The sequence below is a fragment of the Sulfitobacter sp. NFXS29 genome (assembly GCF_040148765.1).
Classification (GTDB): Bacteria; Pseudomonadota; Alphaproteobacteria; order Rhodobacterales; family Rhodobacteraceae; genus Sulfitobacter.
The window spans coordinates 42,234-55,416 of record NZ_JAGDED010000002.1; the positions used below are offsets into that span (position 1 = coordinate 42,234).

General features: G+C 62.0%; 13 protein-coding genes and 1 riboswitch. Of the genes, 5 read left to right on the forward strand and 8 right to left on the reverse strand.

Features of this window, described 5'->3' with window-relative positions:
* Positions 1 to 14 precede the first annotated feature (14 nt).
* On the forward strand, positions 15 to 1,511 hold the full coding sequence (locus J3456_RS04950; RefSeq protein ID WP_349579171.1) for a phosphomannomutase/phosphoglucomutase: 1,497 nt from the start codon (positions 15 to 17) through the stop codon (positions 1,509 to 1,511).
* Between the two features lie 77 nt (positions 1,512 to 1,588).
* Here J3456_RS04950 and J3456_RS04955 read toward each other — a convergent pair whose 3' ends face one another.
* The 5 genes from J3456_RS04955 to J3456_RS04975 all read right to left on the reverse strand — a co-directional run bounded on the left by J3456_RS04955 (position 1,589) and on the right by J3456_RS04975 (position 6,040).
* The gene (locus J3456_RS04955; protein WP_349579172.1) at positions 1,589 to 2,236 is read right to left on the reverse strand and encodes a phosphoribosylanthranilate isomerase; all 648 of its coding nucleotides are present in this window, start codon (positions 2,234 to 2,236) and stop codon (positions 1,589 to 1,591) included.
* Between the two features lie 9 nt (positions 2,237 to 2,245).
* Entirely contained in the window at positions 2,246 to 2,596 is a 351-nt protein-coding gene (locus J3456_RS04960; RefSeq protein ID WP_067626059.1) for a lipopolysaccharide assembly protein LapA domain-containing protein, read from the reverse strand.
* On the reverse strand, positions 2,596 to 2,880 hold the full coding sequence (gene ihfB / locus J3456_RS04965; RefSeq protein ID WP_067626061.1) for an integration host factor subunit beta: 285 nt from the start codon (positions 2,878 to 2,880) through the stop codon (positions 2,596 to 2,598). Before ihfB ends, J3456_RS04960 begins: the two co-directional genes overlap by 1 nt.
* A 284-nt stretch (positions 2,881 to 3,164) precedes the next feature.
* Complete coding sequence (gene rpsA / locus J3456_RS04970; RefSeq protein ID WP_348160585.1) at positions 3,165 to 5,108, reverse strand: 30S ribosomal protein S1; 1,944 nt, start codon at positions 5,106 to 5,108, stop codon at positions 3,165 to 3,167.
* 170 nt (positions 5,109 to 5,278) lie between these two features.
* The gene (locus tag J3456_RS04975; RefSeq protein WP_349579173.1) at positions 5,279 to 6,040 is read right to left on the reverse strand and encodes a response regulator; all 762 of its coding nucleotides are present in this window, start codon (positions 6,038 to 6,040) and stop codon (positions 5,279 to 5,281) included.
* A 130-nt stretch (positions 6,041 to 6,170) separates the two neighbouring features.
* On the opposite strand from J3456_RS04975, the gene trmB reads away from it, so the two are divergent.
* The 4 genes from trmB to J3456_RS04995 all read left to right on the forward strand — a co-directional run bounded on the left by trmB (position 6,171) and on the right by J3456_RS04995 (position 9,463).
* Entirely contained in the window at positions 6,171 to 6,872 is a 702-nt protein-coding gene (gene trmB / locus J3456_RS04980; protein ID WP_349579174.1) for a tRNA (guanosine(46)-N7)-methyltransferase TrmB, read from the forward strand.
* Between the two features lie 106 nt (positions 6,873 to 6,978).
* Positions 6,979 to 8,331 (forward strand): 3-phosphoshikimate 1-carboxyvinyltransferase, encoded by a 1,353-nt coding sequence (gene aroA, locus J3456_RS04985; RefSeq protein ID WP_349579175.1) that lies wholly within the window; start codon positions 6,979 to 6,981, stop codon positions 8,329 to 8,331.
* Positions 8,328 to 8,831 carry a hypothetical protein gene (locus J3456_RS04990; RefSeq protein WP_349579176.1) on the forward strand — a complete coding sequence of 168 codons (504 nt, stop codon included), beginning with the start codon at positions 8,328 to 8,330 and terminating at the stop codon, positions 8,829 to 8,831. Before aroA ends, J3456_RS04990 begins: the two co-directional genes overlap by 4 nt.
* Positions 8,828 to 9,463 (forward strand): (d)CMP kinase, encoded by a 636-nt coding sequence (locus tag J3456_RS04995; RefSeq protein WP_349579178.1) that lies wholly within the window; start codon positions 8,828 to 8,830, stop codon positions 9,461 to 9,463. The genes J3456_RS04990 and J3456_RS04995 overlap by 4 nt, the downstream gene beginning before the upstream one ends.
* A 47-nt stretch (positions 9,464 to 9,510) precedes the next feature.
* Here the strand turns inward: J3456_RS04995 and metK are convergent, their stop codons facing one another.
* The 3 genes from metK to J3456_RS05010 form a co-directional block, all read right to left on the reverse strand.
* Positions 9,511 to 10,692, reverse strand: a complete 1,182-nt coding sequence (metK, locus tag J3456_RS05000) for a methionine adenosyltransferase (protein ID WP_349579179.1) — start codon at positions 10,690 to 10,692, stop codon at positions 9,511 to 9,513.
* Positions 10,693 to 10,696: 4 nt separating this feature from the next.
* Positions 10,697 to 10,745, reverse strand: a riboswitch (SAM-SAH riboswitch).
* 31 nt (positions 10,746 to 10,776) lie between these two features.
* Positions 10,777 to 12,276 carry an apolipoprotein N-acyltransferase gene (lnt, locus tag J3456_RS05005; protein WP_349579180.1) on the reverse strand — a complete coding sequence of 500 codons (1,500 nt, stop codon included), beginning with the start codon at positions 12,274 to 12,276 and terminating at the stop codon, positions 10,777 to 10,779.
* Positions 12,273 to 13,175, reverse strand: coding sequence for a hemolysin family protein (locus tag J3456_RS05010; RefSeq protein WP_067939931.1), 903 nt, complete (start codon positions 13,173 to 13,175; stop codon positions 12,273 to 12,275). Before J3456_RS05010 ends, lnt begins: the two co-directional genes overlap by 4 nt.
* Positions 13,176 to 13,183 lie beyond the last annotated feature (8 nt).

The window sequence follows — 13,183 nt, forward strand, 5'->3', positions numbered from 1 at the left end:
AGCGAGTATTTGACGTGAGTAAACCGGCCTCCACCGTGACCCCGAACACTTGGGAATTTCTCCGCGATGCGATGATCACCCCGACAGGCTTTCGCGAATATGACGCGCGTTGGAAATATCCCGACGACATCAACCTGCCCGGCATCACGGCGCTTGGCCTTGGCCTTGGCACGCAGATGCACGCGCGCGGGATCGAGCCTGTCATCGCCGTGGGCAATGACTATCGCGACTATTCGCTGTCGATCAAGAATGCCCTGATGCTTGGGCTGATGCAGGCCGGGATCACGGTCAAGGATATCGGCCCCGCCCTTTCCCCCATGGCCTATTTCGCGCAGTTCCACCTTGATGCTCCGGCGGTCGCCATGGTCACCGCCAGCCACAACCCGAACGGCTGGACCGGCGTCAAAATGGGCTTCCAGCGCCCCCTGACCCACGGCCCCGATGAGATGGGCGAGCTGCGCGACATCGTGCTGAACGGCCGGGGCGAGCGGCGTCCGGGCGGTGCCTATGAATTCGTCGACGGCGTGCGCGAAGCCTATCTTGACGACCTCGTGGGAGACTTCAAAATGACCCGCAAGCTTAAGGTCGTCTGCGCCACTGGCAACGGCACCGCCTCGGCCTTCGCCCCTGAGCTGTTCCGCCGGCTGGGGGTCGAGGTTGTCGATAGCCACAACACGCTGGATTACACTTTCCCCCATTACAACCCGAACCCCGAAGCCATGGAAATGCTGCATGACATGGCCGACAGCGTGCGCGCCTCCGGCGCCGATTTGGCGCTTGGTTTTGATGGTGACGGCGACCGCTGCGGCGTGGTGGACGACGAGGGCGAAGAAATCTTCGCCGACAAAATGGGCGTCATCATGGCCCGCGATCTGGTGAAACTCTACCCCAACAGCACCTTCGTCGCGGATGTGAAATCCACCGGGCTTTTTGCCTCTGACCCTGAGTTGCAAAAACACGGGGCCAAGGCCGACTACTGGAAAACCGGCCACAGCCACATGAAGCGCCGCGTCAAAGAACTGGGCGCGCTGGCGGGCTTTGAGAAATCCGGTCACTATTTCTTGGCCGAGCCGATTGGCCGGGGCTATGACTGCGGCATGCGCGTCGCGGTAGAAATCTGCAAGCTGATGGACCGCAACCCGGACATGTCCATGTCTGACCTACGCCGCGCCCTGCCCCAGACTTGGGCCACGCCCACCATGTCGCCCTACGCCGCGGACACCGAGAAATACGACATCCTCGACCGTCTGGTTGAAAAGCTGGTCGCCAAAGCAGAGGCCGGAGACAAGATCGGCGGGCGCGCTATTGCCGAGGTGATCACCGTGAACGGCGCGCGTGTCATGCTCGACAACGGCGGCTGGGGCCTCGTGCGGGCCTCGTCCAACACGCCGAACCTTGTCGTGGTTTGCGAAAGCCCCGAATCCGAAGCCGAAATGCGCGCCATCTTTGCCGATATCGACGCAGTGATCCGGACCGAGCCGGGCGTCGGCGATTACGATCAGTCAATCTGATCCGGCCCTTCGACGGCATGAATAGGAAAGGCCCGGGGCAATGCCACCGGGCCTTTTTTCTTTTGATCTGAAAGAGCTTACTTCAATGCCGCTTCGCAAAAGGCGCGTATGCGCTCCGCATCCTTCACCCCCGGCGCAGTTTCAACGCCAGAGGATACGTCGACCTGCCGCGCCCCGGTAAGGGCAATCGCCTCTCCGACGTTGTCGGCATTCAAACCACCGGCGAGCATCCAAGGCTTCGGCCAGCGCCGCCCTGCGATCAGCCGCCAGTCAAAGGCCAAACCATTCCCACCGGGCAGGACCGCGTCTTTCGGCGGTTTGGCATCGACCAAAAGCTGATCCGCGACCGTCACATAGTCGTTCAGCACCGCCAAATCAGCGCGATCCGCCACGCCGACGGCCTTCATCACCGGCAGCCCATAGCGGGCCTTGACCTCGGCCACCCGCGCGGGGCTTTCGCTGCCGTGAAGCTGTAGCATGTCGAGAAACGGCACCGCCGCGAGCAGCGCATCAAGCGCTGCATCATCCGCGTTGACGGTCAGCGCGACTTTGCAAATGCCATCTGGCACCGCTTCCGTCATATGGGCTGCGGCCTCAAGCGACAGATGGCGCGGGGATTTTTCGAAAAAGACAAAGCCCAGCGTCCGTGCGCCCGCCAAAAGGGCGGCGGGCACATCCGCGGGGTCGGTCAAACCGCAAATTTTTACGTTAACATTCTCGGGCATAGGAGGGGTTTAGCCTGCTTCGTCCAGCAGCGCCAGCACCTCATCCTTGCCCTGATGCTTCTCTTCCTTGAGGCGGATCACTTCGCGCTCTAGGCGACGCCGCTCGCGGGCCTGCCGCGCCAGTTCTGCCCGGTGGCCGTGCTCTCGGATCCATTCCCAGACAAAACCAACCAAGAGACCCACGATGATCCCGCCAAGGATCACGATAAAGAGCGGCAGTTCCACAGATGGGTTCACCGCAAACCAACCTGAAATCTCGGTCGGAAGTACCTGAAGTGTCACGATATTTCGGTTCGCCAAGGCAACGGAAACCAGCGCCACCGCGAACAGCGCGATGCAGGCATAACGAATGTAACGCATCAGCTTTTCCCGTTCAGCCGGTCGCGCAGTAACTTGCCGGTCTTGAAGAAGGGCACGTGCTTTTCTTCGACATTCACTGTCTCACCGGTGCGCGGGTTGCGCCCCACGCGGGCATCTCGTTTTTTAACCGAGAAAGCACCAAAGCCGCGCAGTTCGACCCGGTCCCCACGCGACATGGCGCCCGTGATCTCGTCAAAGACGGTGTTTACGATCCGCTCAACATCACGTTGATAAAGATGCGGATTGTCGTCAGCGATCTTCTGGATCAGTTCCGACCGGATCATGGCACGTCCCCCGAGAATTTATTGATGTCTTAACCGACTATAGGAAATAACGCCCCATACGGGAAGGTGTTCCACCAGCACTGCGATAGATTTTTCGCAGCGAAACCCCTGTTATTTCGGCTCTTTTCCGCCACCTACTGCCCGCGACGGTCCTGATGCACAGGGATTGAGCGCACATTCCTGATCCCACTTTGCGATTCGAATGCGGGGCACGAAGGCAAAAAGGCCCCGCATGTTGCCATGCGGGGCCTTCGTTAAGATCACACATTCAACGTGGAATGTGCTTACTCGTCGTCGCCTTTCAGCGCCGCACCAAGGATATCGCCCAAGCTCGCGCCGGAGTCGGAGGAACCGTACTGCTGTACCGCCTCTTTCTCTTCTGCGATCTCGCGTGCCTTGATGGAGACGCCCAGACGGTGTGCTTTCGCGTCGACATTGGTGATGCGCACGTCAACCTTGTCACCAACCGAGAAACGCTCAGGGCGCTGTTCGGCACGGTCACGGCTGAGGTCGGAACGACGGATGAAGCTCTTCATGCCTTCGTATTCGACTTCGATGCCACCTTCTTCGATAGAGGTCACGTTCACAGTCACGATCGAGCCGCGCTTCACGCCACCAACGGCTTCAGCGAACTTGTCACCGCCAACGTTCTTGATCGAGAGCGAGATGCGCTCTTTCTCAACGTCAACTTCGGAGACGACGGCCTGAACCACGTCACCTTTGCGGTAGTCTTGGATCGCTTCTTCGCCGCGCTGGTCCCAGCTGAGGTCGGAGAGGTGAACCATGCCGTCGATGTCGCCGGGCAGGCCAACGAACAGACCGAATTCGGTGATGTTCTTGACTTCGCCTTCGACTTCGGTGCCCTCGGGGTGTGTTTCAGCGAACACTTCCCATGGGTTGCGCATGGTCTGCTTGAGACCAAGGGAAACACGACGCTTGGCGCTGTCGATTTCCAGAACCATGACTTCGACTTCTTGGCTGGTGGACACGATCTTGCCGGGGTGCACGTTCTTCTTGGTCCAAGACATCTCGGACACGTGAACCAGACCTTCAACGCCCGGCTCCAGCTCAACAAATGCGCCGTAATCGGTGATGTTGGTCACACGACCGCTGTGCACGGAGGACAGCGGGTATTTCGCGCCAACCAGATCCCACGGATCTTCTTGCAGCTGCTTCATGCCGAGGCTGATGCGGTGCGTCTCTTTGTTGATCTTGATGACCTGGACCTTGATGGTCTCGCCGATCGACAGGATCTCAGAGGGGTGGTTCACGCGGCGCCATGCCATGTCGGTGACGTGCAGCAGGCCGTCTACGCCGCCAAGGTCAACAAACGCACCGTATTCGGTGATGTTCTTGACCACACCATCGACGGTCTGACCTTCGGTCAGGTTGCCAATGACTTCGGCACGCTGTTCGGCGCGGGACTCTTCGAGGATCGCACGGCGCGATACAACGATGTTGCCACGACGGCGGTCCATCTTGAGGATTTGGAACGGCTGCTTGAGACCCATGAGCGGGCCCGCGTCGCGCACGGGGCGGACGTCGACCTGCGAACCGGGCAGGAACGCAACTGCGCCGCCGAGGTCGACGGTGAAGCCACCTTTGACACGGCCAAAGATCGCGCCTTCGACACGCTCTTCTGCGGCATAGGCTTTTTCCAGACGATCCCAGGCTTCCTCACGGCGGGCCATTTCGCGGCTGATGACAGCTTCGCCACGCGCGTTTTCGACTTGGCGAAGGAAAACTTCGACTTCGTCGCCAACTTCGATTTTGGGGGATTCGCCGGGATCAGCAAATTCTTTAAGCTCAACGCGGCCTTCCATTTTGTAGCCGACGTCGATGATGGCTTGGCCCGCTTCGACAGCGATCACCTTGCCTTTGACGACTGTGCCCTCTTGGGGCGTGTCCATTTCGAAGCTTTCGTTCAGAAGCGCTTCGAATTCGTCCATTGCTTTAGTCATGTAGCTTTTCGTATCCTTATCAAATGTTTCTGGCCGCGCGGTTGTCTCCGCCGGTCTGGAGTTGCAATTGGTCGTTGTGGTGGCACCGTGCAGATCACGCCGGAGAAACTCCGAAGCAAAGGCACAGCGGTAAACCCGCAGCCGAACGCAAACAAAAGAGGGCCGGTTGGTACCGACCCTGCCCGTTATATCGCGCCCGAAGCTGTAACCGCCCCTTAGACAGGGCGCGTATAGGCCAATTTTGCCGCTCCTGCAAGGGCTATGCATGCGTTTGGCCGGTGATATGCGGGGGTCTGCCGGGTGGAGGCGCTGCGAGGAGTGGCAAAAATCAGAGATGCTCGGCACGATCCGCGAGAGCGGAAAAAACAGACGGGGCCCGGCCCGCCGACGCGACCCCTACGACACCCGCGCGAACAGCTGCACCATGAACAGCCCCGTCACCCGACTGCCCCACCCCATCCGGCACCCAGACCCTGTGTCGGTTTTGGCGGATCGGCAAGATCGCCTTCAGCAAGCTCGCTGCCTTGAAAGCTGGCCAGATCCTCTACAAACTCCCACAGGCGTAGGAAAGTATAATCGATCTTTGCCAGCTCTTCCTCCACCAGCGCCGGGTTCGACCGATCGAGCGCCCGCAGGTCGCGCATCACGTCGCCGACCATCGGCTTTATCTCCTGCGCACATTCCCCAGCAAAGCGCCGCAGAACGCTCTGAACCTCAGAGCGTTTCTGCTCCTGCGTGGTGATGCCCAGTTGCAGTGCTGTCTTTTGCAGGGCGTTGAAAGCCGAGCGCCGCAAAGTGCTTTGCGAAAGCTCATCCTTAGCGATGTAATCGCTACATCCGCCGCGCAGCGCCTCAATTGCCACCTCGGTTTGATCCGTTCCGGTGACCATCACGGTTGCCGCGGCACCGTTTCGCGGATGCGCCCGGATCATCTGCAGCCCGCACAACCCGTCCCCATCGGGCAGGTTGTAATCCAGCAAGATCAGGTCAAACTCCCCCTCATCTAACTGCTGGGCAAGGGCGGCGATACTTTCCGCCTCGGACATTCGGATGGGAAAGTCGAGCCCGCCGCAAAGCCGTTTGATCCGCATGCGATCAAACCGCTGATCGTCCACAATCAGGATGCGCGCCACAGTGCCCGGCGTAGTCGTACCGCCTGCCGTATCGCCCGCGCCAGCCTCATGCCTTGCCACGCTCATCAGCTGTCTCCCTGCATTGCCCCGACATCTAGGCGCATGGAGCCTAACAAAAGATTAACCCCCACCTATTCGACACCGCCCCTGCAGAGGAATGTTGCGGTGGCGCGGCGGGGCGGCTACATGAGCCGCCATGAGTGAAACAGAACGCCCCCGCCGCAACTTCTATGGCCGCCTCAAAGGCAAATCCCTGAAGAAGTCGCAAAAGACCTATATCGACGAGGATCTCGATGCATTGTCGCCGGGGGCCGTTGATTGGGAGAGCAATCCCGACCGCACACCGCTGGACCTCGACACGCTCTTTGACGGACGCAAGGTCTGGCTGGAAATCGGCTTTGGCGGTGGTGAGCATCTGGTGCATCAGGCGGGGCAAAACCCGGACGTCGGCATCATCGGCTGCGAGCCTTACATCAACGGTGTCGCCATGCTGCTGGGCAAAATCCGGCGGGCGGGCGTGGATAACCTCGCGATCCATCCCGGTGACGTGCGCGATATGTTCGACGTGCTGCCCGAAGCCTCGATCGACCGGGCGTTTCTGCTTTACCCCGATCCTTGGCCGAAAACACGCCACCACCGCCGCCGCTTCGTCACGCCCGAGCATCTGGAGCCGCTCGCACGCGTGCTCAAACCCGGTGCGATCTTCCGCGTGGCTACGGATATCGAAGACTACGTGCGCCAGACCCTCGAACAGGTGCCGCAGCACGGGTTTGATTGGCTGGCCGAAGGGCCGGACGATTGGCGTGCGCCTTGGGACGATTGGATTTCCACTCGCTACGAGCAGAAGGCACTGCGCGAAGGGCGCACCCCGCATTACCTGACCTTCCGCAAACGCTAAGCCCGAGCGCCTGATACCACCCTGATTACAATCCATTGCACGCGCGGCGATGGACGCTGCCGCCCGCCTGCGATAATAGGGGCCTCAAGCAGATTAGAGGTACCTCATGTCCAGTCACGGCAGCCCCATTCCCATGTCATCGCGCCCCTGCGGGCCGCTTAGCGGCACCGCCGAGGTGCCCGGCGACAAGTCGATCTCGCACCGCAGCCTGATCCTTGGCGCCATGGCCGTGGGCGAGACCACGATCACCGGGCTTTTGGAAGGGCAAGACGTGCTCGACACCGCCAAAGCCATGCGGGCTTTCGGGGCCGAGGTGATTGACCACGGCGGCGGTTCTTACTCCGTCCACGGCGTCGGCGTCGGCGGCTTTGCCGAGCCTGAAAATGTCATCGATTGCGGCAACTCCGGCACCGGCGTGCGGCTTTTGATGGGGGCGATGGCGACCTCTCCGATCAGCGTGACATTCACAGGCGATGCCAGTCTCAACAGCCGCCCGATGGCGCGGGTGACCGATCCGTTGGCGCTATTCGGCACGCAATCCGTGGGCCGCGCCGGGGGCCGCCTGCCGATGACCCTCGTGGGCGCGGCTGAACCTGTGCCGGTGCGCTATACTGTCCCGGTCCCTTCGGCGCAGGTCAAATCCGCCGTGCTGCTGGCGGGGTTGAATGCCCCCGGCAAGACCGTTGTGATCGAGGCCGAAGCCACCCGCGACCATACCGAACGGATGCTGGCGGGTTTCGGCGCCGAGATCACGGTTGAGGACACGGACGAGGGCCGCGTCATCACCCTGACCGGCCAGCCCGAGCTAAAACCCCAACATATCGACGTGCCGCGCGACCCCTCCTCTGCTGCCTTTCCGGTTTGCGCGGCGCTGATCGTGCCGGGCTCTGACGTGCTGGTGCCGGGCATCGGGCTGAACCCCACGCGCGCAGGCCTGTTCACCACCCTGCGCGAGATGGGCTCGGACCTGACCTATGAAAACGAACGGACCGAGGGCGGCGAGCCTGTGGCCGACCTGCGCGCGAAATTCTCCCCCAACCTCCATGGCATCGAAGTCCCCTCCGAACGCACGGCGAGCATGATCGATGAATATCCCGTGCTCTCGGTCGTGGCGGCCTGTGCCACGGGCGACACCGTGATGCGCGGCGTCAAAGAGCTGCGCGTCAAGGAAAGCGACCGGATCGAGGCCATGGCCTCGGGGCTGCGCGCCAACGGTATCGAAGTCGAAGACGGGCCGGATTGGTGGATCGTCAAAGGGCTGGGCCATGGCAACATCCCCGGAGGCGCGACCTGCCAAAGCCACCTCGATCACCGCATCGCCATGTCTTTCCTGATCCTTGGCATGGTCGCGCAACAGCCGGTGCAGGTGGATGACGGCGGGCCGATCGCCACATCCTTCCCGATTTTCGAGCCGCTGATGGCGTCCTTGGGGGCGCAGATCGAACGGCTGCCTGCGTGATAGGCGACCGGCTCATCTGGCTCAGCCTCTGCGCCGCGCTGGCCTTTGCCGCCCTTGCGGGCTTTGCCGAAACCTACCTACGCGCGGGGGGCATGGGGGTCTTGGATGGGCGGCTTTTGGGCTATGATCTGGCCGAGGCAGGCGCCTATCTCGCCGTCCTCAGCTCGCGCCAAACCGCACTCTATCTCGGCCAATTCCGGCTGGCTGACACGGCCTTTCCTGCGCTTTTGGCGCTGGCGCTGTTGCTGTGGTTTCGGCGTTGGTCGGCGGGCGGGCTTCGGCTGGCGCTGACGCTGGCCGTCGCGCTCTACCTCGGGGCGGATTACACCGAGAACATGCTGATCGGGCGGCTCATTGAACTGGGGCCAGAACGGCTGACTGAACAAGCGGTCGCGACCGCCAGCCTGTTTACGCAGGCGAAATGGATGATACTGGCGGCCTGTTTCGGAGCAGCCCTGCTGCTTGGTCTACGGGCGCGCAACGAAAGGAACCTGCAATGACAAAGACCACAAACAGCGGCATGACCGTCGCCATCGACGGCCCCGCAGCGGCGGGCAAAGGCACGGTCGCCAAGGCCGTCGCGGCGCATTTCGGCTTTGCGCACCTCGACACCGGGCTTTTGTACCGGGCGGTGGCGGCAAAGACCCTCAAGGGAATGAACCCTGAAGAAGCCGCGCAAACCCTCGCCCCTGTCGATCTCGAAGACCCCAGCCTGCGCAACCCCGACGTGGCGCAGGAGGCCAGTAAAGTGGCGGTCATCCCTGCGGTGCGTGCCGCCCTCGTGCGGTTCCAGCGCAGCTTTGCCACCCGCGCGGGCGGTGCGGTGCTCGACGGGCGCGACATCGGCACGGTGATCTGCCCCGATGCACCGGTGAAACTCTTCATCACCGCCAGCCCCGAAGTGCGCGCGCAGCGCCGCTTTGCAGAGCTTGCGGGCAAAGGGGTGGAAATCACCTATGAAACCGTGTTGGAAGACGTCAAACAGCGCGACCTACGCGACATGAGCCGAGACCAAGCGCCGCTGAAACCGGCCGATGATGCCAAGCAGATCGACACGACTGAGATGGCGATTAATGATGCGGTCGCCGCTGCGGTGGCTCTCATTGAGGCCAAACAGGCCGAGCGGGGCTAAGCGCCGCGAAGCCGAGAGGGTGGGCGCGACCGCCCACCCCTATATCTTTATACGGCTGCCTTAAGCTGCTCGACCAGATCACGGCGCTCCCAGCTGAAACCGCCATCCGCATCAGGCGCGCGGCCAAAGTGCCCATAGGCCGCCGTGCGCTGGTAGATCGGCTTGTTCAACTGCAGATGCTCGCGAATGCCGCGCGGGGTCAGATCGATGATCTGGCGGATCGCCTTTTCAATCGCCGCGTCATGCACATCGCCAGTGCCATGGGTGTCGCAATAGATCGACAGCGGCTCGCTCACGCCAATCGCATAGCTAAGCTGGATGGTACATTTTTTGGCCATCCCCGCTGCCACAACGTTTTTGGCCAAATAGCGCGCCACATAGGCGGCTGAGCGGTCAACCTTGGTCGGGTCCTTGCCCGAGAACGCACCGCCGCCATGAGGCGCGGCTCCGCCATAGGTGTCGACGATGATCTTACGGCCCGTGAGGCCCGCGTCGCCATCCGGCCCGCCGATGACAAAAACGCCCGTGGGGTTCACGTGCCAGACGGTGTCATCGTCGATCCAGCCCTCGGGCAGCACTTCGCGGATGTAAGGCTCAACGATATCGCGGATATCGGCGCTGGTCTGGCGTTCGCTCTCATGCTGGGTCGAGAGCACGATGGAGCTGACCCCCACTGGCTTGCCGTTTTCATAGCGCACCGAAAGCTGGCTTTTGGCGTCGGGCCGCAGGGTGGGCTCGGTGCCGTCCTTGCGCACTTCGGCCAGACGCCGCAGCACCGCATGGGCGTAGTGGATCGGAGCGGGCATCAGCTCGGGCGTCTCGTCGGTGGCGAAGCCGAACATGATCCCCTGATCGCCTGCGCCCTCTTCCTTTTCACCCGACGCATCAACGCCTTGGGCGATATGGGCGGACTGGGGGTGCAGCAGGTTGGTGATCTCACATGTCGCGTGGTGGAACTCATCCTGCTCATAGCCGATGTCTTTGATGCAGGCGCGGGCGATGTCTTCGACACCGGCCAGATATTCGTCAAGCTTGGCCTTGTCGGCCAGACCGACCTCGCCCCCGATTACAACACGGTTGGTGGTGGCAAAGGTTTCGGCGGCGACCCGCGCTTCGGGTTCCTCGCTGATGAAAGCGTCGAGGATCGCATCGGAAATCCGGTCGCAGACCTTATCCGGGTGCCCCTCGGAAACGGATTCCGAAGTGAAAGTGTAGTTCTGACGGGACATGTAGTGCTCCAATAAAAATTACGCACCACGTCAGGAAGCCGTTGTGGTGCTCTGCCAACGGCTTAGACAACCGCTGGTGGATGGTCAATCGGCATTCCCGGGGCTGCGGCGGCGGGCCACGGCAAGCCCTGCAAGGCACAGCGCCAAGAGCACAGAAAGCGGCAAATCTCCGCTGCGGCTATAGAGTGTGGGCGGCAGTGGCGCGGGCAGCGGCGCGTCGATAAACCCTTCGGTGTTCAATGCCAGTGATGCGGTCACCCGCCCCTGCGGGTCGATCATCGCCGAGATGCCTGTGTTGGCCGCACGGGCCATGGGCAGCCCCTGCTCAATCGCGCGCATCCGCGCTTGGGCAAGGTGCTGGCGCGGACCTGCGGCCTCGCCGAACCACGCATCGTTGGTGACTTGCATCAGAAACGCGGGCCGCGATGGGGCGGCGTTCACGTCATGGGCAAAGACGGCCTCATAGCAGATCAGCGGCAATGCCGCGCCGAGCGGTCCGATATCAAGAAGCTGCGCGCCCGGCCCGCTGGAAAAGCCGTTGCCCTCCTGCGCCGCGAGCCCGTGGATCCCGAAACGCGCCATCAGATCGCCAAGCGGCATATATTCGCCAAAGGGCACGAGATGGTGTTTGTCATAAAGCTGATCGACCGCACCATCGGCATCCAGCACCACCAGCGAATTGTAGTAGCGCATGTTAGACCGGCGCTGCACACCCAGAACCACTGGCACGTCAGACGCGGCACCAATCTTGGACAGCGCACTGCCCGCCATATCCAGCGCCCACGGGATCGCGGTTTCGGGCCAGATCACCAGATCAGGCGCTTGGCCCACGTCTTGCGGCGCGGCGGCGGTATAGTCGAGTTGCCGTGTGAAAAAGAATTCGAAATTGTCGGCGTTCCATTTCTCCCGCTGGGTCGCATTGGGCTGCACCAACCGCACCACCTGATCGGTCATCACCGCAGGCGGCGCTTGCGGTGGCAGCAGTAAGAGCAGAACGGTCGACAGCGCCAGCGTCCCCTGCCCCAATCGCAGCGCCAAAGGCCCCCGCAGCAACAGGATCGCGGCGATGGCAAAGAGCCAGAGGTTCAGCGCATAGGGTCCAACCCAAGCCAACCCCTGCCCGGCCATCACGCCGACCAGCGCCTGCGCGGGCATGGCCCATGGAAAACCCGTGAAAATATAGGCACGCAGCAGTTCCACCGCCGCCCAAGCCAGCGCCAAGGCCAGCCCGCGCCGTGGGGCAATCCAGCGGGTCAGACCGAATGCCAGCCCCCAAAACAGCGCCATGCCCGCCGCCAACAGGATCAGCGCAAAGGGCGCCATCCAGCCGTGGCGGGCCACATCGACCAAGAAGGGCGACACGATCCAATGCAGGGCGTGCAGGAAATAGCCAAAGCCAAAGCCCCAGCCCAACAGCGCCGCGCGGAACGGGCCGCCAGATTGCGCACGATACAGCCAGAACGCCACCAGCAGCCCGGCAAAGAGCAGCAGCGGCAGCTCATAGGGCGCTTGCCCGAAGGCGGCAGCAGCTCCGGCGACCGGAGCCAGCAACATGCGGCCCCGCATCGCCAGCCGCTGCATCATCCCCCGGCCCCTTGGGTGCGGACCCGTAAGCGTTTGATGCGACGCGGATCGGCGTCGATCACCTCAAACTCAGGGCCGTCGGGGTGCAAAACCACCTCGCCGCGCGCCGGAACCCGGCCCGACAGCATGAAGACCAACCCGCCAAGCGTGTCGATCTCCTCTTCGTCGACGGTCTCATGATCGGTCAGGGAATGGCCAATCTCAGCCTCGAAATCACCCAATGGAGTCTTGGCCAGCGCCAGATAAGTGCCGGGCTTTTCGACCGTCCAATAGGTGCCCTCGTCGACGTCATGTTCGTCTTCGATTTCGCCTATGACCTGTTCGATCAGGTCTTCGATGGTGACAAGCCCGTCAACACCGCCATATTCATCAATCACCAATGCCATATGCCGCCGCTCGGCCTGCATCTTGGTCAGCAGCACGCCGATGGTCATCGACGGCGGCACATAGACCAAAGGGCGCAGCATGGCGCGCAGATCGAACTTGGTGTTTTTGCCATTAAACCCGTGGTTTAGCGCAAGGTCTTTCAGGTGGACCATGCCCACAGGCGTGTCCAGCGTGCCGTCGTAAACCGGCAGGCGGGTCATGCCGCTTTCCTTGAACACCGCCACAAGCTCATCCAGCGTGGCGCTGACCGGCACGGCGGTGATATCCGCCTTGGGCACCGCCACATCATCAACCCGCATCCGGCGCAGGTTGATCATGCCATGCCCAGTAGGCCGCTCGGTCTCTGCCGATGCCTCGGGGGTGTCATCCTCGCTGTCCGATGGGCTCAATGCCTCGAACACCCGAGAAAAGAAATTGCCGGTGCGCATTGCACTATCATCCGGCAGCTCATGTCTATCTTCATCCGCAAGCGCGCTCTGCGCCGCCTCAGATGATCCGTCTGTATCGCCCATTGGGTCCC

Coding starts and splice junctions, on each gene's coding strand:
- J3456_RS04955 (WP_349579172.1), bottom strand. CDS start 2,236: ATGCCCGAGAATGTTAACGTAAAAATTTGCGGTTTGACCGACCCCGCG.
- J3456_RS04960 (WP_067626059.1), bottom strand. CDS start 2,596: ATGCGTTACATTCGTTATGCCTGCATCGCGCTGTTCGCGGTGGCGCTG.
- ihfB (WP_067626061.1), bottom strand. CDS start 2,880: ATGATCCGGTCGGAACTGATCCAGAAGATCGCTGACGACAATCCGCAT.
- rpsA (WP_348160585.1), bottom strand. CDS start 5,108: ATGCATAGCCCTTGCAGGAGCGGCAAAATTGGCCTATACGCGCCCTGT.
- J3456_RS04975 (WP_349579173.1), bottom strand. CDS start 6,040: ATGAGCGTGGCAAGGCATGAGGCTGGCGCGGGCGATACGGCAGGCGGT.
- trmB (WP_349579174.1), top strand. CDS start 6,171: ATGAGTGAAACAGAACGCCCCCGCCGCAACTTCTATGGCCGCCTCAAA.
- aroA (WP_349579175.1), top strand. CDS start 6,979: ATGTCCAGTCACGGCAGCCCCATTCCCATGTCATCGCGCCCCTGCGGG.
- J3456_RS04995 (WP_349579178.1), top strand. CDS start 8,828: ATGACAAAGACCACAAACAGCGGCATGACCGTCGCCATCGACGGCCCC.
- metK (WP_349579179.1), bottom strand. CDS start 10,692: ATGTCCCGTCAGAACTACACTTTCACTTCGGAATCCGTTTCCGAGGGG.
- lnt (WP_349579180.1), bottom strand. CDS start 12,276: ATGATGCAGCGGCTGGCGATGCGGGGCCGCATGTTGCTGGCTCCGGTC.
- J3456_RS05010 (WP_067939931.1), bottom strand. CDS start 13,175: ATGGGCGATACAGACGGATCATCTGAGGCGGCGCAGAGCGCGCTTGCG.